The organism is Klebsiella sp. RHBSTW-00215, from assembly GCF_014103785.1.
Classification (GTDB): Bacteria; Pseudomonadota; Gammaproteobacteria; order Enterobacterales; family Enterobacteriaceae; genus Klebsiella.
The window spans coordinates 5801841-5819297 of sequence record NZ_JABXQS010000001.1; the positions used below are offsets into that span (position 1 = coordinate 5801841).

The window sequence follows — 17457 nt, forward strand, 5'->3', positions numbered from 1 at the left end:
GGTCGCCTTTTTATTTACAGCAGCTCTCGCGCCGCCGAGACAATATCATGCGCCGTCAGGCCATACTCCTTCTGCAAAAAGTCCTGCGTTCCCACCTGACCATAGCGTTCTTTCACTCCCACGCGACGCATCGGTACCGGACAGGTTTCCACCAATACCTCCGCCACCGCCGATCCCAGGCCATTATGAATACTATGGTTTTCACAGGTGACAATACGCCCGGTTTTTTCAGCATAGTTTTTCACCAGCATGCGGTCGATAGGCTTCAAGGTAAACATATCAATCACTGCCGCGCTGACCCCTTCCTGTTCGAGCTGACGCGCCGCTTCCAGCGCTTCTACCACCATAATGCCGTTGGCGATCAGTGTGATATCTTCACCTTCGCGCAGCACGTTACCCTTGCCGATGGTAAACGTTGAGCCCGCCGCATACACGCTCGGCGCCTGTTTACGGATCGTGCGCACCCAGTAGAAACCGTCAAGATTGATAAGCTGGCGCAGAATATCGTCGAACATCACCGCATCAGTCACTTCCAGCACCACCGAGTGCGCCAGGCCGCGCACAATGCCCATATCCTCAAACGACATATGGGTTCCGCCATTATGGCAGGCGGTAATGCCCGCATCCGAGGCGATCACTTTGACGTTATTACGCTGATAATCCAGCGACATAAATAGCTGGTCAAAGCAGCGACGGCTGGCGAAGGCGGTAAAGGTATGAACAAATGGCTTGCGTGCGGTCAACGCCAGCCCGGCGGCGGTGCCAATCACGTTGGCTTCCATAATGCCGCAGTTGATCACATGCTGCGGATACTCCCGCGCCACGCCATCCATCGCCATTGAGCTCATCAAGTCCGCTTCCAGGGCAATAATCGGGCCGCCCGCTTCAATCTCTTGCGTGATGAATCTGGCGTACACCTTGCGCATCTCTACGCTATCTTTTTGTCCTGCGGGTGCAACCTTAATCATGTGCGGCCTCCAGTTGGCGAATCGTCTCGTTCAGCGCCTCTTTCATCTCATCCGTCAGACGCAGGTGATGGTTATTACTGAGCTGCTCAAGATACGGCACGCCCTGCCCTTTAATGCTATCAAGGATCACCACGCGCGGACGTGCATCTGCAGACGGTATCGGCTGAACCGCCGCCAGCAGTCCGGAAATGTCATCCCCTTTCACCGTGACAACATCAAAACCAAAGGCACGGAATTTATCTTCCAGATTGAAAGCACAAATAATGTCATCCAGCGAGCCGTCAAGCTGGAGCTTATTCCAGTCAACAAACACCGTCAGGTTATTCAGCCGATGGTGGGCGATAAACTGGAACGCTTCCCAGCACTGGCCTTCATTCAGCTCGCCGTCGCCGACGATGCAGAATACGCGATTCGCGCGCCCCGCCAGCTTATGCGACAACGCCATACCGCCAGCGATAGAAATCCCCTGCCCCAGCGATCCGGTTGTGGCATCGACGCCGCGCGTTTTCAGCCTATCCGGATGGCTGGGCAGGCGCGTACCGTTATGGTTGAGCGTGCTTAGCTCTTCCAATGGGAAATAGCCCTTGATGGCTAACGTACTGTATAACGCCGGGCCCGCATGACCTTTCGACAGTACAAAGTAATCGCGCTCCGACCAGTCCGGATCGGCGGGGTCGATTTTCATTACCGCGCCATATAACACCGCCAGCGTTTCCACCACCGACATACTGCCGCCATAGTGACCAAAACCCAGATTCGTCAGCGATTTTAAGGTGGAGACGCGAATGTCTCGCGCCAGTTGGGTCACTTCTTTCACATTCATGATTTGGCTCCGCTGTTCTCCTGCGCGCTACCGCCCGCAGATTTCTTTTTCGCAAAAATGTTGTAGGCCACCAGCAGTGCGAACAACGCCACGACAAGACCCGTAATCGCCATCGGTGACAGGTAGCGCGCCAGATTACCGAGCACAATCCCTACCGCGCCGAAGTCCGCATCAGAGAAGGTGGTGTTGGCAAAACCAATCGCCCCCAGCACCGGTAGCAGCAGCACAGGCAGGAAGGTGATCAGCAGACCGTTGGCAAAAGCACCGATCATTGCCCCACGACGACCACCGGTAGCATTGCCGAACACCCCGGCAGTCGCACCGGTAAAGAAGTGCGGCACCACGCCCGGCAAAATCAATACCCACTTAAACTGCCCGCAGAGGAATAACCCGACCAGACCACCGAGGAAGCTAAACAGGAAACCAATCAGCACGGCATTGGGGGCGTAGGGGTAAACAACCGGACAGTCCAGCGCAGGGCGCGCATTTGGCACCAGCTTTTCCGAGAAGCCGGTAAAAGCCGGTACAATCTCCGCCAGAATCAGACGAACCCCTTGCAGGATGATGAACACCCCGGCGGCGAAGGTAATCGCCATAATAATGGCGTACACCAGATAGTTCTGGCCGCCGCTGTAGGTGCTTTCAACATACTCACGCCCTGCACTCACCGCCATAATCAAATAGATAATCATCATGGTCAGCGAAATGGAGATGGAGCTGTCGCGCAGGAAGCTCAGGTTCTTCGGCAGATTCATCTCTTCGGTCGAGCGAGAGCCTTTGCCGCAGACGCTGCCAATCCAGCCTGAGAGCACATAGCCCAGCGTACCGAAGTGGCCGAAAGCGATATCATCGGTACCGGTAATCCGCTTCATATAGCGCTGCGCCAGCGCCGGGAAGAACGCCATCACCAGTCCGAGAATCAGCGAGCCGGTAAACACGAGTCCGACGCCTTCGAAGCCCGCCACGGTGAGGATCACGCCGATCATACAGGCCATATAGAAGGTGTGATGCCCGGTCAGGAAGATGTATTTCAGACGCGTAAAGCGCGCGACCAGAATATTTGCCACCATCCCAAATGCCATAATCAGCGCGGTTGAAGCACCATATTTTTCCAGAGCAATAGAAACAATCGCCTCGTTATTAGGAATAATCCCCTGAATATTAAAGGCATGCTCAAACATTCCCCCTAGCGGATTAAGAGAGCCGACTAATACCGTCGCACCACCACCCAGAACGATAAAACCCAGAATAGTTTTTATCGTTCCTTTCACGACATCGGAAAAAGATTTCTTTTGCGCTACCAGACCAATTAGCGCAATTAACCCGACCAGAACGGAGGGTACCTTAAGAATATCGACAACAAAATTCAGCGTTTCAAGGATAAACATATCCGCCTCGCTATAAAGAGTTATTGTTTGGCGAACCACGCGCGCAGCTGCGCTTCGAGTTCATTAATGTCGATGATGTTGGTGATCACCACCAGCTGGCTTTCCGGCACGCTGGCGCTGGCGGCAATATCTTTTGCCATCACAAATAAATCTGCCGCGCCCGGCGTTGCCGATGAGAGATCGGAGTGCTCCACTTCAGCTTCTATTTCAAGTTTTTTAAGCACTTTTTTAATATTCATCTCAACCATAAAACTACTGCCCAGGCCTGAACCACAAATTGCCATGATTTTCATTATTATCACCTTTTTTGGGTAGAGTTCGTCCGCATCACGCTAGCGCGTAATGGGTTATAAATCGGATTATCGAATTAACTCAGAATCGTGCAATTATTGTTTTTATCTCCTCCAGGGTTTTCGCCTGATGTAATTTTTCCATATCTTCATCACTGGAAAATAATTCCGCTAGCGCGGAGATCATTTCGATGTGGCTGTGCTTATCCGGTGCCGCAAGCATAATAATAATATCAACCGGGTCGAACTCTTCAGAACCAAATGACACGCCCTGTTCCAGCTTCAGTAGCGATAAACCTAAGCCTTTCGCCCCCTCTTCCGGCCGCGCATGCGGCATTGCCAACCCCGGAGCCAGCACATAGTACGGCCCCAGTTTATGGTGTTGCTCAACGATCGCCTTCACATACTCAGGAGCGATGACGCCGGATTCAAGCAACGACCCGGCGCAGAGATCCAGCGCCTGCGGCCAGGTTTCTACTTCCTGCTGGAGCGTAATGGTTGCATCAGAGATCCATGTTTTAAGCATCTTGTCCCTCGTTATCAGCAAAAGATGAGCAAACTTTATTCAAGCTACCAACAGTTAACTGCGAGAACGATCACAAAGATAGCGCTACCAACAGATAACATTCAGATTTGTGATAGCGCTATCAATTCATCATCATCATGTGAAAACGCAAAAAAAGTAGGCATTTAAGGCGTATACTGCCAAACACGTGAAGTGATGGATGATGATAAAAAGCGTCTGTTCAACAGGAATGTGTATGTCTCTAACCCGAAAACGGCGTAGTACCGGCAAAGTGACGATCGCCGATGTTGCTCAGCTTGCTGGTGTGGGCACGATGACCGTTTCCCGTGCTCTGCGCACGCCGGAGCAGGTTTCCGATAAACTGCGTGAAAAAATTGAAGCGGCAGTGCAGGAACTGGGATATATGCCCAACCTTGCCGCCAGCGCGCTGGCTTCAGCCTCTTCAAGAACAATAGCGATGGTGGTGCCAAATCTTGCTGAGTCGGGATGTTCAGCAATGTTTGCCGGACTTCAGCAAGTCTTACAGCCTGCGGGCTATCAAATCATGCTGGCGGAGTCACAGCACCGGTTGGAGCAGGAAGAGAAACTGCTGGAAACCCTGTTGGCTTCCAATATCGCCGCCGCCATCCTGCTTAGCGTTGAGCATAGCGATACTGTACGCCATTGGCTGAAGAACGCCTCAATTCCGGTGATGGAAATGGGTGCGATGCGCGCCGATCCCCTCGACATGAATATCGGTATTGATAACGTCGCAGCGATGTTCGAACTCACGGAAATGCTCATCCACCGCGGCTACCAGAATATTGGTCTACTGTGCGCCAACCAGGAGCAGTGGATTTTTCAGCAGCATTTGCAAGGCTGGTATAAAGCGATGCTGCGCCACCATATGTCGCCCAATCGGGTGATTAACGCCGCCCTGCCACCCAATTTTTCCACCGGCGCTTCACAACTGCCTGAGTTTTTACTGGCCTGGCCGGAGCTGGATGCGCTGGTTTGCGTTTCCGATGAACTGGCATGCGGCGCACTGTATGAATGCCAGCGTCGGCGTATTAAAGTTCCTGACGATTTAGCCGTCGTTGGTTTTGGAGATAGCGATGTCAGTCGGGTTTGCCAACCGCCGTTAACCACGATGGCGGTGCCGCACCACAAGATTGGCATTGAGGCAGGGCGTGCGCTACTGGAGCGCCTGAATGAGGGGAGCTGGAGCGACAGAAAGCCCATCACCTCCAGCTTATGCCTGCGGGATAGCTGTTAGGCGGTTACTCCGCCTCTTCCTGTTTTTCAGCTTTCGATGACTCATTATTAGCATTACGGGTCATCCATAGAGCCAGCGCTTTCAATGAATCCGGCGTGAACTCGTCGCAGCGTGCGGTGATCTCCACCGGCGTCAGCCAGCACACTTCACTCACTTCCTCTTCTTGCAGGGCGAAAGGTCCGTGCGATACGCAGCTAAACAGGCCACCCCAGACGCGGCAGTGTTTATCTTCGTAGTAGAACTGTCCGTGGTCGGCAAAGGGGACACCGGCGATGCCGAGTTCCTCTTCCGCTTCGCGGCGCGCGGACTCCAACATTTGCTCATCCGCCTGCACCACGCCACCCGCGGTGGCATCCAGCATTCCCGGATGGAAATCCTTAGTTTCGGTACGGCGCTGCACGAGGATTTTGCCCATCCCATCATGAACAACAATGTAGGTCGCCCGATGACGCAGACACTCCGCACGCATTTGTTCGCGGCTGGATTGTGCTATCACCTCATTGTTTTCATTAACAATATCGACCCATTCTGTGCTTGCCAAATCGTTCTGTTCCGCCATCAGGAAACCTTACTTTTTAAAGCGCTCTCGCGGCGCGTCTATACGGTTGTGGGGTAAATTACGGGTAAATTGCGACCTCTGCAATAACCTGATGATCATCGAGTGCTAAAACCTGCAATCGCCCCTCATCCAGAAGGCCGTAGCTGGGGGAAAATCCCCCTTTGGGAATGCTGACCGAGCCGGGATTGAAGAGAAAAATCTCACCGCGTTTCTCAGCAACCGGAATATGAGTATGACCATAAGCCAGCACATCGCCAGCGGCGAGCGGAGGTAAATTATCGGGGCTATACAGATGTCCGTGGGTCAGAAACAGGCGCAAGCGATCGCTTAAAACCTGCTGCCAGGGAGCGGTAATGGGGAAATGAAGCAGCATCTGGTCGACTTCGCTGTCGCAATTGCCGCGCACGGCAATCACCCGCTCCGCCACGCTATTCAGCTTATCCGCAACCTGAGCAGGGGCATAACCTTCGGGTAGCGCGTTACGCGGCCCGTGATTGAGCACATCACCAAGGATCACCAGCCACTGTGCCCCACTTTGCGCGAACAGTTCAAGTACGCGATCAGTTGCGGGCAGAGAGCCGTGGATATCCGATGCAAACATCAGCTTCATACTATTCCATCTCCACGCATTACGATGCGCCTATGATAACGGAACCGCTGAGGCTTATCAGCCCGCGCGTTTAGCCGACAGTGCGACGTAGCGCTGAACCGACGCCCGCTGCCACTGGAAGGTGGCGTACTCTACCAGCGCCGCTGGTACCTCATCGCCATTGAGTACCAGTCGATTGAGCATCAACGCGAGATCGGTATCGACAATGGACCACTCGCCAAACAGATTCTGGCCGCCCTGCGCCAGTAGCGCCCCGGCGGTTTCAAACAGTTTCGCGGCGCTTTTCTGCCCGGCTTCGCTGAGCGGCGGTTTCTTTGCTCCGGCAAACACTACGATCGTCGAACGCTCTTCGCGAATCGGCATCAAATCGCTGCGCAGCCAGGCCTGCACCTGACGTGCCCGCGCGCGCTTTTGCAGATCATGGGGATAGAGACGTTCCCACTCCGGCGGCGCAAAGCGTTCATCCAGATATTCGGTAATCGCCGATGATTCGCTCAGGGAGAAATCATCGACCTCCAGAAGCGGCACGCGACGGGTAGCAGAATAGCCTTTCCAGCTGCTTTGCAGATGCTCGCCGCTGTCGAGATTGACGGTTTTAAGGGTAAAAGGCAGGCTCTTTTCCTGCAGAGCAACATACACGGACATCACATACGGCGAGAAAAAATCAGAATCGGACCACAGGGTAATAGCAGGCTGGCTCATGGCATCCTCAATGGCTAATGTAATGGGGCGATAAGCCAACATATCTTGTCTTTCAAGGGATGTCACTGAGCGCCGCCATGAGGATTTTGCATACTTATACCGAATCGCGTCAGTTCACCTATACTCGAAAAAAGTGCGCGACCTGTGACGGCGGGAGACTTCATGATCGATCTTTACTATGCACCCACCCCCAATGGCCACAAAATTACGATCTTCCTCGAAGAAGCAGGGCTGGCCTGGCGCATGATGCGGGTCGATATTGGCAAAGGTGAACAGTTTCATCCACAATTTCTCGCCATCTCCCCGAACAACAAGATCCCGGCGATCGTCGACCACAATCCCGTAGACGGCGGCTCGCCGTTGAGCCTGTTTGAATCCGGCGAGATCCTGCTTTATCTGGCGGAAAAAACAGGCAAATTGCTTAGTGGGGAACTGCGCGAACGCCACGTTACGCTACAGTGGCTGTTCTGGCAGGTCGGCGGTTTAGGCCCGATGCTCGGGCAAAATCATCATTTTAACCATTTCGCCCCACAGGCTGTTCCCTACGCTATTGAGCGCTATCAGGTAGAAACGCAACGTTTGTATGGCGTATTGAACCGACGTCTTGAGCAGAGTCCCTGGCTGGGTGGAAACCACTACAGCATCGCCGACATCGCCTGCTGGCCATGGGTTAATGCCCATCAGCGTCAGCGCGTGGATCTTGCCAATTTCCCCGCGGTATGTAACTGGTTTGAGCGTATTCACCAGCGCCCTGCCACCGTTGAGGCATTACGAAAAATACAAGCGAATTAACCCCCTGCTCGCCCGGGATGCTTTGATGTATGATTGCGGAAATTACTATACGGAGGAAACCTGCAATGTCTCAACCAGACGCCATTATTCGAATTAAGAACCTGCGCCTGCGTACTTTTATTGGTATCAAAGAGGAAGAGATCGCCAACCGCCAGGATGTGGTGGTTAACGTCGCTATCCACTACCCGGCGGATCAATCACGTAACAGTGAAGATATTAACGATGCGCTGAACTACCGCACTATCACCAAGCGCATCATTAGCCATATCGAGAATAACCGTTTCTCTCTGCTGGAAAAATTAACTCAGGATGTGCTCGACATCGCACGCGAACATCACTGGGTCACATATGCTGAAGTAGAGATCGATAAACTGCATGCGCTGCGCTACGCCGATTCGGTATCCATGACCATGAGCTGGCGGCGGTAAACGCAGATAAGGGGGCTGTATGAAGATTCTGCTTACTGGTGGCACCGGTCTGATTGGCCGACATCTGATACCCCGGCTGCTGGAGCTTGGGCATAGCGTAACGGTTTCAACACGCAGCCCGGAAAAGGCCAAATCACGACTCGATTCTCGCGTCACCCTGTGGCGCGATTTCGAGGGTCAGACCAACCTTAACGGCTTTGATGCTGTGATTAATCTGGCGGGCGAACCCATCGCCGATAAACGCTGGACGGCAGAGCAGAAACAGCGCCTCTGCCACAGCCGCTGGGATATCACTCAAAAACTAGTCACGCTGATCAACGCCAGCGACGCTCCACCGTCAGCGCTGATTAGCGGTTCCGCAGCCGGTTACTACGGTGACCTTGGCGAAGTAGTGGTCACCGAAGAAGAGCCGCCGCATAACGAATTCACCCACAAACTTTGCGCCCGCTGGGAGCAGATCGCTTGCGAGGCGCAAAGCGAACATACCCGCGTCTGCCTGCTGCGCACCGGCGTGGTGCTGGCACCACGAGGCGGTATTCTGGCCAAAATGACCCCCGCATTTAAGCTCGGCCTCGGCGGCCCTATTGGCAGCGGTAGACAGTACCTGGCGTGGATTCATATCGACGATATGGTCAACGGTATTCTGTGGCTACTGGATAACGACCTGCGCGGCCCGTTTAATATGGTTTCCCCTTACCCGGTGCGTAACGAACAGTTTGCCCACGCGCTGGGTCACGCCCTGAACCGCCCGGCGATTTTCCGCGTTCCGGCGGCGGCTATTCGCCTGCTGATGGGCGAATCATCGGTGCTGGTACTCGGCGGCCAGCGCGCGCTGCCGAAGCGCCTGGAAGCCGCCGGATTTGGTTTTCGTTGGTATGACCTGGAAGAAGCCCTGGAGGATGTACTGGGATAGCTCAGGGCTATTATGCCGCCGGGAGACCTTGCCGGTCTCCCTGACTTAAATAAATCCCCAGCGCGCCATGGAACCCGCCTCGCAACAATCAAAACCCGCTCGCTCAATACCCGCTTAATTGTGAATCTGCTTCCAGTGATTATTTTTCCACTCTGTCATAACCTCCTGGTGTGCAATTTTGCATCATTACCCGTTGACATTCGTCAACATCGTATTCAAAATAACCAGGACATAGTGATGAAGGAACATCCAGATAAACATATCAGAGCAGCCATCGACTATGCGCTCACAAGGGGTTGGATTTTTATCGCTGGCGGTAAAAGTGCCCACTGTTTTGGACGGCTAATGTGCGGGACGGCCCGGCATCGGGAACATATGATGAGTATCTGGTCAACGCCGGCAGTCCCCATTAACCACGCCCGGCAGATTATTAGAATGGTTGACCGCTGTCAGGTGCCTTTATCAGCTCAGATTAACCACAAGAAGGACTAAATTATGGCGCTGTATAATTTTACCCTCACGCTTTCCGGCGTTACCGCGCATACCGTGGGTCTGGAAGATGCGCTGCATGCGGCGGGCTGCGCTGATGCCCTGGTCTGCTTTTACGGTACCGCAGTCTATCTGGATTTCGATCGCGAAAGCGACTCTCTTGAACAGGCTATCCTGTCAGCCATTGCAGATATCGAATCCGCGCCCTCCCTTAACGCCCGAGTTGAATCCGTTGATTCCGCACTGGTAGGTTTAAGCGATATTGCCGAACTCACCGGCCTGACGCGGCAGGCCATCGCCCTGCTGAAAGATGGCGCGAGAGGTTCAGGTCAGTTTCCTGGACCGGTGCAGCGCGTTAAGGGCAATTCCCCTTTGTGGCGCTGGAAAACCATTGTTGGTTGGCTGGTAACGGAAAACAGAATCCCCGAAGACTCGCCGCTGGTTGCCCACGCCGAGGTTCTGGATAACCTGAATCTGGCGCTGCAATTGCGAGCTACGCAGGAGAGCGAAACCGTCCTTCACTACCTTCAAGGGCTTGAAAAACACCGGGTTGATTCGTTAAGCATCGGATAACACCGTCATATAATTCAGTACGTTGTGGTGTTAAGGTGAATAGACTCTCCACCGCTATGGCCTGTTTTATGATAACGCTCACCACTCCGCGCTTACTTCTTTCTCCATTTAACTCATCCGACTGGCCCTTTTTCCTGCGTCTGTGGCAAGACCCGGAAGTGATGCGTTTTATGGGTGAGATCCTTGAAGAACCGGCTCTACGTACGCTGTTTGAGGCTCGCTGCGCAGATACTGGCGTCTTCGTGCTGCGCGATGCCAGCGGCACGGCGATGGGTGATATCGGCCTGCGGATCAGCAGTAAAAATCCGCATGAAGCAGACGTGGGTTATGCCCTCCTCCCCGAAGCACAGGGACAGGGGTACGCCCGCGAAGCGCTACAAACCATTTGCGATTACGGATTTAACCAACTCGGCGTTCAGGCGATTAATGCGTGGGTGTTGGGCACTAACGCGGGGTCTTCCCGCCTGCTGGAAAAGCAGGGATTTATCCGCATTCAGGTTCTCGAAAAAGTCTACCACCTGAACGGAGTGGATTACGATGACTGGATATATCGGCTGGAGCGTTAGAACCTATCCCATTAGGGCTATCTTATTTGCCAGTTTGGCCCTGGGCAGTGCTCAGACAAGACTCACAGAGTTTTGAACGCCCTTCAGGGCGGCCCGAAGGGGGAGCGGAGCGAATCATCCTCACGTACTACGTGTACGCTCCGGTTCTTGCGCGCTGTCCGTGTCCAAACTGCCTGCAACGATTACGCCTACTGGCATAGGCTCTTTGTCATCCCGGCGGAAAATATCCCGCCGGAACAAAACGGAAAACTACTTCAAGGAACCTTTAAGGAACTGCTGCAGGCGCTGGCTTTTCGGATTACCGAAGACTTCGTCAGGGTGCCCTTCTTCTTCAATTTTACCCTGATGGAGGAAGATCACGTGCGAGGAAACATGGCGGGCAAACCCCATCTCATGCGTCACCACAACCATGGTTTTCCCCTCTTCCGCCAGTTGCTGCATGATACGCAGCACTTCGCCCACCAGCTCCGGGTCAAGCGCCGACGTTGGTTCATCAAACAGCAACACATCAGGCTCCATTGCCAGCGCGCGGGCGATGGATACACGCTGCTGCTGACCACCGGATAAGTGGACCGGGTATTTAATCTGCTGGCGCTCATCAATACCCACTTTCGCCAGATATTTCACCGCCCGATCGCGCGCTTCCTGTTTGCTCAGCCCCAGAACCTGAATCGGCGCTTCCATGACGTTTTCCAGTACCGTCATATGGCTCCACAGGTTGAAGTGCTGAAACACCATGGTCAGGCGAGTGCGCAACAGGCGGAGTTGGTTTTTATCAGAGACCTTGAGCTGCCCGTCTTTATCACGAACCAGGCCAATATTCTGCCCGTTAACAACAATCGTGCCTTCGCTGGGCTTTTCAAGGAAGTTAATGCAGCGCAAAAAGGTACTTTTGCCGGAACCTGATGAACCGATGATGCTGATAACGTCCCCGGCTTTCGCCCGCAGCGAGACGCCTTTCAGCACCTCGTGTTCGCCGTAACGTTTATGGAGATCGATAACGTTTAATTTATTGTCGGACATGGCGTTCTCAGTGCGTTGAAGAAGGTTTGATATGCTGCAGCCAGCGCTTTTCCGCCCTGCGGAACAAGCTAATCAGCACATACGAGATAATGAGATACAGTACTGCGGCAATACCAAAAGCAGTAAACGGCTGGTAGGTCGCCGAGTTAATATCACGGGCGATTTTCAGCAGGTCCGGCACCGTCGCGGTAAAAGCCAGCGCGGTGGAGTGCAACATCAAAATCACTTCGTTGCTGTAAGCAGGCAGAGCAATACGCAGCGCGGAAGGCAAAATAATGCAGCGATACATTTTGACCGATGAAAAACCGTACGCTCGCGCCGCTTCAATCTCCCCGGCAGGAACCGAACGAATCGCCCCGGCAAAAATCTCCGTGGTATAGGCACAGGTATTTAGCGTCAGCGCCAGCACCGTACAGTTCAGGCCGCTACGGAAGAAAGCATTTAGCAGCTCGGTACCTTTGACAACTTCCAGCGTATACATCCCGGAATAGAACACCAGCAGTTGGACGTACAGCGGCGTACCGCGAAAAATGTAGGTAAACAGCCAGATGGGGAACTGGATATATTTATTGCTTGAGACGCGACCAATGGCGAGAAAAACCGCCAGAATGCCCCCCATCACCACTGACGAGATCAGCAGCCAGAGCGTAATCGCTACCCCGGTAAAGCGGTAGCCGTCAGTCCACAGCAGGGATTTCCAGTACTCCTGAATAATTTCAATCACAGGTCAGCCCTCTTCACGCCTACAGAATAACGGCGTTCAAGCATCAGCAGTACACCATTGGAAACCGTTGTAAATACGAGATAAATCAGGCCGCAGACGATGGCAAAGTAAAAGGGTTCCCAGGTGCTTTTGCCTGCCAACTGGGTTGCCTTGACCACATCTTCCAGTCCCAATAACGAGACCAGCGCTGTCGCTTTGAGTATCACCTGCCAGTTGTTGCCTATTCCAGGCAGCGCATAGCGCATCATCGCCGGGAACAGGATCCGGCGAAAAGTCTGCCCGCTGCTGAATCCGAAAGCGGTGGCCGCTTCGATATGCCCTTTCGGTACGGCCAGAAAAGCGCCGCGAAAGGTTTCGGTGAAATAGGCGCCATAGATAAATCCCAGCGTGATAATCCCCGCCACCATTGGGTCGATATCAAACTGCGCCAGACCAAGTGCATCGGTCACGCTATTGAGCGCTATCTGTAATCCATAGAAAATCAGCAGCATAAGCACCAGATCGGGCACACCGCGAATTAAAGTGGTATAGCCTTCAAAAATCAGCGCCAGCGGACGATTGCTGGAAAGCTTGGCTCCGGCTCCGGCCAGACCGATAAGCACCGCCAGAACAACGGAGCTTAATGCCAGCTCGAGGGTGACCAGCGCGCCCTGAAAAATAACCTGTGAAAACCCGTACAGCATGCTGTCTGCCCTGTCTGTCATCAACCATCGCGCGCCAAATTACGCGCGATGGGGTACGCGAAATGGTTAATCGCCGTACACGTTAAAATCAAAATATTTCTTCGCCAGCTTGTCGTAGGTGCCGTCTTTGCGCATCTCGGCAAAGGCTTTATTCAGCGCTTCACGCAGTTCGTTATCATCTTTACGCAGCCCCATGCCGGTGCCGACGCCAAACAGCTTCTCGTCTTTAATCGACGGACCGCCAAACTGATAATCTTTGCCAATAGGCTGTTTGAGGAAGCCTTCGCTGGCGGCAACTTCATCCTGGAACGCGGCATCAATACGTCCAGCAGTCAGGTCAGAATAGATATTGTCCTGGCCCTGATAGGAGACAATTTCAATTCCTTTCGGCGCCCAGTGTTCATTGCCGTAGGTTTCTTGCGTAGTTCCTTGCAGAACACCGACGCGTTTGCCTTTCAGCTTCGCGAGGTCAGGCGTAACATCGCTGCCTTTTTTCACCACCAGGCGAGAATCGGCGGCATAGAGTTTGTCGGTGAAAGCGATTTCCTGCTGACGTTTTTCGGTGATCGAAAGCGAGGACATAATGGCATCAATCTTCTTCGCTTTTAAAGATGGGATCAGCGCGTCCAGCGGGTTCTCAATGAAGGTACATTGCGTATTGATACGCTTACACAGCTCTTTTGCCAGATCGATGTCAAAACCAATCAATTCACCCTGTGCATTCTTCGATTCGAACGGGGCATAAGTAGGGTCGGTACCGATACGGACTTTTTGCGGAATTGCTGCGAATACCGTGGAAACGCTGGAAAGGGCCAGCGCTAAAGAAAGAGACAACGCCAGTTTTTTCATAACTATCCTCAACAGACTGTCATTCTAACGGGTTTATTAGAAATACTTACGGCAGTTATCGTGCCATTATTCGCCCCGGTAAGGCAAAACATTCTGCGCCGGAAAGCAAATTTTTTCGCATCAGAAACGCTTAACTATGCACTTTCTATCGCAATGCGGGCGCTTTACTGCACCAGATTGATCCACCAAAAGTATGATTGCACCAATAAGGGGCAGCAATAGATGTGCGTGGCCCGGAGCCCCGGGCCAACAGCGGTCTTAGTCGCCGTATACGTTAAAGTCGAAGTATTTTTTCGCCATTTTATCGTAGGTACCATCTTTACGAACTTCAGCCAGCGCTTTATCAAACGCGGCTTTCAGCTCGCTATCGTCCTTACGCAGGCCGATACCGGTACCATCACCAAAGAATTTTTTGTCTTTAACGGAAGGGCCAGCAAAAGCAAAATCTTTACCAGCAGGTTGTTTGAGGAAGCCTTCGCTGGCGGCCACTTCATCCTGTAATGCGGCGTCCAGACGGCCTGCAGCGAGGTCGGAGTAAATCAAATCCTGGTTCTGATAAGCAACAACATCTACGCCATGGCTGCGCCAGCGCTCATTACCGTAGCCTTCCTGAGTGGAGCCCTGTAATACGCCGACATGCTTGCCTTTGAGAGATTCCAGCGTTGGTTGAATCGGTGAACCCTTAGCGGCGATCAAACGGGAATCCGCCGCGTAGAGCTTGTCAGAGAAGGCTATCTCCTGCTGACGTTTTTCGGTAATCGACAAAGAAGAGATAATGGCGTCGATCTTCTTCGCCTTCAGCGAAGGGATCAGAGCGTCGAAATCGCTGCCTACCCAGGTACATTTCACGTTGATACGTGAACAAAGCTCATTGCCCAAATCGATGTCAAAGCCGACGAAATCCCCTTTCGCATCCTTCGATGAGAAAGGCGCGTAGGTGGCATCGGTGCCAATACGAATACTTTGCGGCAGCGCGGCGAATGCGCTGGAAGCGCTGCAAATTCCCATCATTAAAGAGAGAGCCAGGACCGTCTTCTTCATAGGTTACCCTTAAGTGTCGTGATGTTGTTATGCGATGCGTTGTCTTGTTATGAATACTGCCAACAGCTCTTGCACGTTTTATAGTGCACGTTTTATGCCATTTTCTCAGTGCGTGCTGGAAATGGCGTTAAATTTGTTAAATAAAGGTTGCATGTTTGTCTTAAAAGCGAAGATACCAGCAATAACGGATAAACCGCAGTGCCGGAGCGCAAAAAAACAAATTAAATGTTGAGGATTTGATCGAGGCGACAAAATTGCACTGCAGGAGCGCAATTGTGAATAAAGCGCACTATGTTAGTGCGAGCTATGCGCCCTGCCAGCGGGTAAAGAGGTCTTCAGGAAGGGTAATATCGAACTGATCAATAACGCGATTGACCGTTTGGTTAATCACATCATCGAGGGTTTGCGGACGATGATAGAACGCCGGCACCGGCGGCATAATCACCGCGCCCATTTCCGCCGCCTGAACCAGTAAACGCAAATGGCCCAGATGGAATGGCGTTTCCCGCACGCACAGCACCAGCGGGCGCCGCTCTTTAAGCACCACGTCCGCGGCTCTGGTCAACAGACCATCGGTATAGCTATGAACAATGCCGGAAAGGGTTTTCATTGAGCACGGCAGAATCACCATCCCGGCGGTTTTAAAAGAGCCGGAAGAGATGCTGGCGGCGATATCACGGGCATCGTGAACCACGTCAGCTAACGCCTGCACCTCGCGCAAAGAGAAGTCCGTCTCCAGCGCCAGCGTCTGGCGCGCGGCCTGACTCAAAATCAGGTGCGTTTCTACATCAGGAACATCACGTAAAATCTGGAGCAGCCGCACGCCGTAAATTGCGCCGCTGGCGCCAGAAATACCAATAATCAGTCGCTTCACGATATTTGCCCCTTCCGCTCAATGGCGCAGACTTTGCCGGATTATAGCTCCGGACGCAACCGCAACGAACTTTCGCGAACCACCAGCCGCACCGGCAACAACAGGTTTCTCTCACCTTCATCGCTCAGCAAAAGACGGAACGCATCGCGGCCAAGCTCGCGCTTATCAATGGCTACCGTGGTTAATGGCGGATATGCCCAGGCCGCGGCGTCGATATCATCAAAACCGACAATCGCCACCTCTTGCGGTACGTTGATGCCTTTGCGCGCGCAGACCCGCATGGCCACCAGCGCCGCCATATCGTTATAAGCAAAGATAGCATCCGGCGGCTGCGGCAACGCCAGCAGGCTCTCCATCCCCTCCACCAACGCCTGCTCAATTTCCTTAACTGGCGGTACCTCGACCTTATAATCAGCAGGCAGCGAAATTCCGGCGTCAAACAGCGCTTGTTGATAGCCTTCAACACGCTGGCGAATACTGTAATGGCGCTGCGAATGACCAAGAAAAGCAATACGTTTTCTTCCCTGCTCAAGCAGGTGGCGGGTGGCGACAAAACCGCCATGATAGTTATCCGGATTCACACAAGGAAAATCTGCCGCCCACAGATCGACAAGGGCAACAGGTAACGCGGTTTTACGCAGTTCAGCTAACACCTCAGCTTCCAGATAACCCGCACAAATCAGCGCATCAGGCTGGTGCAGATTAATCAACTCGCTTACCGAGTCTCCGGGGCCAATGGGCTGGAAGCTCATGGCAATTTCATTTTCTCGACAAGCATCAGCGACGCCGAGCATCACGGTCGAATAGAACGGCAGCGCGCTGGCGATATTGTGTTCCCGGTGCAGCAGAAAAAGCAGGCGCTTGATACGCCCGCTGCGCAAGCGGCTAAAATCATAGCCTTCTGCTTCCGCTATCGACAAAATCCGCTGGCGTGTCTCTTCACTTAGCCCCGGCTGCCCTTTCAACGCCCTGGAGACCGCGGCAATAGACACACCGCAGGCGGTCGCAATATCTTTAATTCTGGTTTTTTTTGCCATTCCGTTCGTTTTCACCTGTCATGCGGGATTTATGCTGATTGTCCTTTTATACCCTAAATAATTCGAGTTGCAGGAAGGCGGCGACGCAGTGAATCCCCGGGAACTTACTGAAGTAAGTGACTGGGGTGAGCGAGGAAAGCCAACGCACATGCAACTTGAAGTATGACGGGTATAGCGCCTGCTCTCCAGCTCAGCCTCATCGTGTACGTACTTTGCCATTTCCATCAACGCCCCTTGTATCTGCTCGGGCGAATGCATGAAGCAATCATTAAGGATATCACGCCGCGGATGAGTATTAACAACCTGAATATTTTTATTTTTTACTAAACTAAAATTCAGGTTTG

The 17457-nt window shown here is 53.0% G+C and carries 22 protein-coding genes; 7 read left to right on the top strand and 15 right to left on the bottom strand.

All coding sequences use genetic code 11. The annotated features are described in order from the left end of the window. Positions 1-14: 14 nt before the first annotated feature. The 5 genes from HV127_RS27560 to HV127_RS27580 all read right to left on the bottom strand — a co-directional run bounded on the left by HV127_RS27560 (position 15) and on the right by HV127_RS27580 (position 3995). Entirely contained in the window at positions 15-968 is a 954-nt protein-coding gene (locus HV127_RS27560; protein ID WP_182240121.1) for a transketolase family protein, read from the bottom strand. Beyond that, on the bottom strand, positions 961-1791 hold the full coding sequence (locus HV127_RS27565) for a transketolase (protein ID WP_182240123.1): 831 nt from the start codon (positions 1789-1791) through the stop codon (positions 961-963). Before HV127_RS27565 ends, HV127_RS27560 begins: the two co-directional genes overlap by 8 nt. Beyond that, positions 1788-3179, bottom strand: coding sequence for a PTS ascorbate transporter subunit IIC (locus tag HV127_RS27570; RefSeq protein ID WP_181485469.1), 1392 nt, complete (start codon positions 3177-3179; stop codon positions 1788-1790). The genes HV127_RS27565 and HV127_RS27570 overlap by 4 nt, the downstream gene beginning before the upstream one ends. Before the next feature lie 20 nt (positions 3180-3199). Further along, positions 3200-3472: a PTS sugar transporter subunit IIB gene (locus HV127_RS27575; RefSeq protein ID WP_041146575.1), complete on the bottom strand. Its 273-nt coding sequence runs from the start codon at positions 3470-3472 to the stop codon at positions 3200-3202. Positions 3473-3551: 79 nt separating this feature from the next. Then, the gene (locus HV127_RS27580) at positions 3552-3995 is read right to left on the bottom strand and encodes a PTS sugar transporter subunit IIA (protein WP_182240125.1); all 444 of its coding nucleotides are present in this window, start codon (positions 3993-3995) and stop codon (positions 3552-3554) included. 235 nt (positions 3996-4230) lie between these two features. On the opposite strand from HV127_RS27580, the gene HV127_RS27585 reads away from it, so the two are divergent. Further along, a complete protein-coding gene (locus HV127_RS27585) occupies positions 4231-5250 on the top strand; it encodes a LacI family DNA-binding transcriptional regulator (protein WP_112212975.1) in 1020 nt (339 codons plus the stop codon). A gap of 4 nt (positions 5251-5254) precedes the next feature. On the opposite strand, the gene yfcD is transcribed toward HV127_RS27585, so the two are convergent. The 3 genes from yfcD to yfcF are packed head-to-tail and all read right to left on the bottom strand — an operon-like array spanning position 5255 to position 7121. Continuing rightward, positions 5255-5809: an NUDIX hydrolase YfcD gene (gene yfcD, locus HV127_RS27590; RefSeq protein ID WP_110272263.1), complete on the bottom strand. Its 555-nt coding sequence runs from the start codon at positions 5807-5809 to the stop codon at positions 5255-5257. A gap of 58 nt (positions 5810-5867) precedes the next feature. After that, the gene (gene yfcE / locus HV127_RS27595; RefSeq protein WP_181485466.1) at positions 5868-6419 is read right to left on the bottom strand and encodes a phosphodiesterase; all 552 of its coding nucleotides are present in this window, start codon (positions 6417-6419) and stop codon (positions 5868-5870) included. A gap of 57 nt (positions 6420-6476) precedes the next feature. Next, complete coding sequence (gene yfcF, locus HV127_RS27600) at positions 6477-7121, bottom strand: glutathione transferase (RefSeq protein WP_182240127.1); 645 nt, start codon at positions 7119-7121, stop codon at positions 6477-6479. A 162-nt stretch (positions 7122-7283) separates the two neighbouring features. Between yfcF and yfcG the strand changes: the two genes are divergently transcribed. The 6 genes from yfcG to HV127_RS27630 all read left to right on the top strand — a co-directional run bounded on the left by yfcG (position 7284) and on the right by HV127_RS27630 (position 10882). Beyond that, on the top strand, positions 7284-7913 hold the full coding sequence (yfcG, locus tag HV127_RS27605; protein ID WP_182240129.1) for a GSH-dependent disulfide bond oxidoreductase: 630 nt from the start codon (positions 7284-7286) through the stop codon (positions 7911-7913). A 65-nt stretch (positions 7914-7978) separates the two neighbouring features. After that, entirely contained in the window at positions 7979-8341 is a 363-nt protein-coding gene (gene folX, locus HV127_RS27610) for a dihydroneopterin triphosphate 2'-epimerase (protein ID WP_181485463.1), read from the top strand. A gap of 19 nt (positions 8342-8360) precedes the next feature. Beyond that, entirely contained in the window at positions 8361-9254 is an 894-nt protein-coding gene (locus HV127_RS27615; protein WP_182240131.1) for a TIGR01777 family oxidoreductase, read from the top strand. Between the two features lie 237 nt (positions 9255-9491). Beyond that, entirely contained in the window at positions 9492-9746 is a 255-nt protein-coding gene (locus tag HV127_RS32120) for a hypothetical protein (RefSeq protein ID WP_182240871.1), read from the top strand. Positions 9747-9749: 3 nt separating this feature from the next. Further along, on the top strand, positions 9750-10316 hold the full coding sequence (locus tag HV127_RS27625; protein WP_182240133.1) for a DNA-binding protein: 567 nt from the start codon (positions 9750-9752) through the stop codon (positions 10314-10316). A 68-nt stretch (positions 10317-10384) separates the two neighbouring features. Next, on the top strand, positions 10385-10882 hold the full coding sequence (locus HV127_RS27630) for a GNAT family N-acetyltransferase (RefSeq protein ID WP_182240873.1): 498 nt from the start codon (positions 10385-10387) through the stop codon (positions 10880-10882). A 249-nt stretch (positions 10883-11131) separates the two neighbouring features. On the opposite strand, the gene hisP is transcribed toward HV127_RS27630, so the two are convergent. The 7 genes from hisP to HV127_RS27665 all read right to left on the bottom strand — a co-directional run bounded on the left by hisP (position 11132) and on the right by HV127_RS27665 (position 17113). Further along, a complete protein-coding gene (gene hisP / locus HV127_RS27635; protein WP_004852881.1) occupies positions 11132-11905 on the bottom strand; it encodes a histidine ABC transporter ATP-binding protein HisP in 774 nt (257 codons plus the stop codon). Positions 11906-11912: 7 nt separating this feature from the next. Beyond that, complete coding sequence (gene hisM / locus HV127_RS27640) at positions 11913-12629, bottom strand: histidine ABC transporter permease HisM (RefSeq protein ID WP_112212967.1); 717 nt, start codon at positions 12627-12629, stop codon at positions 11913-11915. Continuing rightward, a complete protein-coding gene (locus HV127_RS27645; protein ID WP_112212966.1) occupies positions 12626-13312 on the bottom strand; it encodes a histidine ABC transporter permease HisQ in 687 nt (228 codons plus the stop codon). Before HV127_RS27645 ends, hisM begins: the two co-directional genes overlap by 4 nt. 66 nt (positions 13313-13378) lie before the next feature. Then, positions 13379-14161 carry a histidine ABC transporter substrate-binding protein HisJ gene (gene hisJ / locus HV127_RS27650; RefSeq protein WP_110272254.1) on the bottom strand — a complete coding sequence of 261 codons (783 nt, stop codon included), beginning with the start codon at positions 14159-14161 and terminating at the stop codon, positions 13379-13381. Between the two features lie 258 nt (positions 14162-14419). Next, positions 14420-15202, bottom strand: a complete 783-nt coding sequence (gene argT / locus HV127_RS27655; protein ID WP_110272253.1) for a lysine/arginine/ornithine ABC transporter substrate-binding protein ArgT — start codon at positions 15200-15202, stop codon at positions 14420-14422. Positions 15203-15506: 304 nt separating this feature from the next. Further along, positions 15507-16076, bottom strand: coding sequence for a UbiX family flavin prenyltransferase (locus tag HV127_RS27660; protein WP_182240135.1), 570 nt, complete (start codon positions 16074-16076; stop codon positions 15507-15509). A gap of 41 nt (positions 16077-16117) precedes the next feature. Continuing rightward, entirely contained in the window at positions 16118-17113 is a 996-nt protein-coding gene (locus tag HV127_RS27665) for a LacI family DNA-binding transcriptional regulator (RefSeq protein WP_112212963.1), read from the bottom strand. Positions 17114-17457: the final 344 nt, after the last annotated feature.

Bases quoted from the DNA above. Each gene is read 5' to 3' on its own strand.
- folX (WP_181485463.1), top strand. From the start codon at position 7,979: ATGTCTCAACCAGACGCCATTATTCGAATTAAGAACCTGCGCCTGCGT.
- yfcD (WP_110272263.1), bottom strand. From the start codon at position 5,809: ATGGCGGAACAGAACGATTTGGCAAGCACAGAATGGGTCGATATTGTT.
- hisP (WP_004852881.1), bottom strand. From the start codon at position 11,905: ATGTCCGACAATAAATTAAACGTTATCGATCTCCATAAACGTTACGGC.
- HV127_RS27585 (WP_112212975.1), top strand. From the start codon at position 4,231: ATGTCTCTAACCCGAAAACGGCGTAGTACCGGCAAAGTGACGATCGCC.
- hisJ (WP_110272254.1), bottom strand. From the start codon at position 14,161: ATGAAAAAACTGGCGTTGTCTCTTTCTTTAGCGCTGGCCCTTTCCAGC.
- HV127_RS27575 (WP_041146575.1), bottom strand. From the start codon at position 3,472: ATGAAAATCATGGCAATTTGTGGTTCAGGCCTGGGCAGTAGTTTTATG.
- HV127_RS27630 (WP_182240873.1), top strand. From the start codon at position 10,385: ATGATAACGCTCACCACTCCGCGCTTACTTCTTTCTCCATTTAACTCA.
- HV127_RS32120 (WP_182240871.1), top strand. From the start codon at position 9,492: ATGAAGGAACATCCAGATAAACATATCAGAGCAGCCATCGACTATGCG.
- argT (WP_110272253.1), bottom strand. From the start codon at position 15,202: ATGAAGAAGACGGTCCTGGCTCTCTCTTTAATGATGGGAATTTGCAGC.
- HV127_RS27570 (WP_181485469.1), bottom strand. From the start codon at position 3,179: ATGTTTATCCTTGAAACGCTGAATTTTGTTGTCGATATTCTTAAGGTA.
- yfcG (WP_182240129.1), top strand. From the start codon at position 7,284: ATGATCGATCTTTACTATGCACCCACCCCCAATGGCCACAAAATTACG.
- HV127_RS27645 (WP_112212966.1), bottom strand. From the start codon at position 13,312: ATGCTGTACGGGTTTTCACAGGTTATTTTTCAGGGCGCGCTGGTCACC.
- HV127_RS27560 (WP_182240121.1), bottom strand. From the start codon at position 968: ATGATTAAGGTTGCACCCGCAGGACAAAAAGATAGCGTAGAGATGCGC.
- HV127_RS27565 (WP_182240123.1), bottom strand. From the start codon at position 1,791: ATGAATGTGAAAGAAGTGACCCAACTGGCGCGAGACATTCGCGTCTCC.
- yfcF (WP_182240127.1), bottom strand. From the start codon at position 7,121: ATGAGCCAGCCTGCTATTACCCTGTGGTCCGATTCTGATTTTTTCTCG.
- HV127_RS27580 (WP_182240125.1), bottom strand. From the start codon at position 3,995: ATGCTTAAAACATGGATCTCTGATGCAACCATTACGCTCCAGCAGGAA.
- yfcE (WP_181485466.1), bottom strand. From the start codon at position 6,419: ATGAAGCTGATGTTTGCATCGGATATCCACGGCTCTCTGCCCGCAACT.
- HV127_RS27625 (WP_182240133.1), top strand. From the start codon at position 9,750: ATGGCGCTGTATAATTTTACCCTCACGCTTTCCGGCGTTACCGCGCAT.
- HV127_RS27615 (WP_182240131.1), top strand. From the start codon at position 8,361: ATGAAGATTCTGCTTACTGGTGGCACCGGTCTGATTGGCCGACATCTG.
- HV127_RS27665 (WP_112212963.1), bottom strand. From the start codon at position 17,113: ATGGCAAAAAAAACCAGAATTAAAGATATTGCGACCGCCTGCGGTGTG.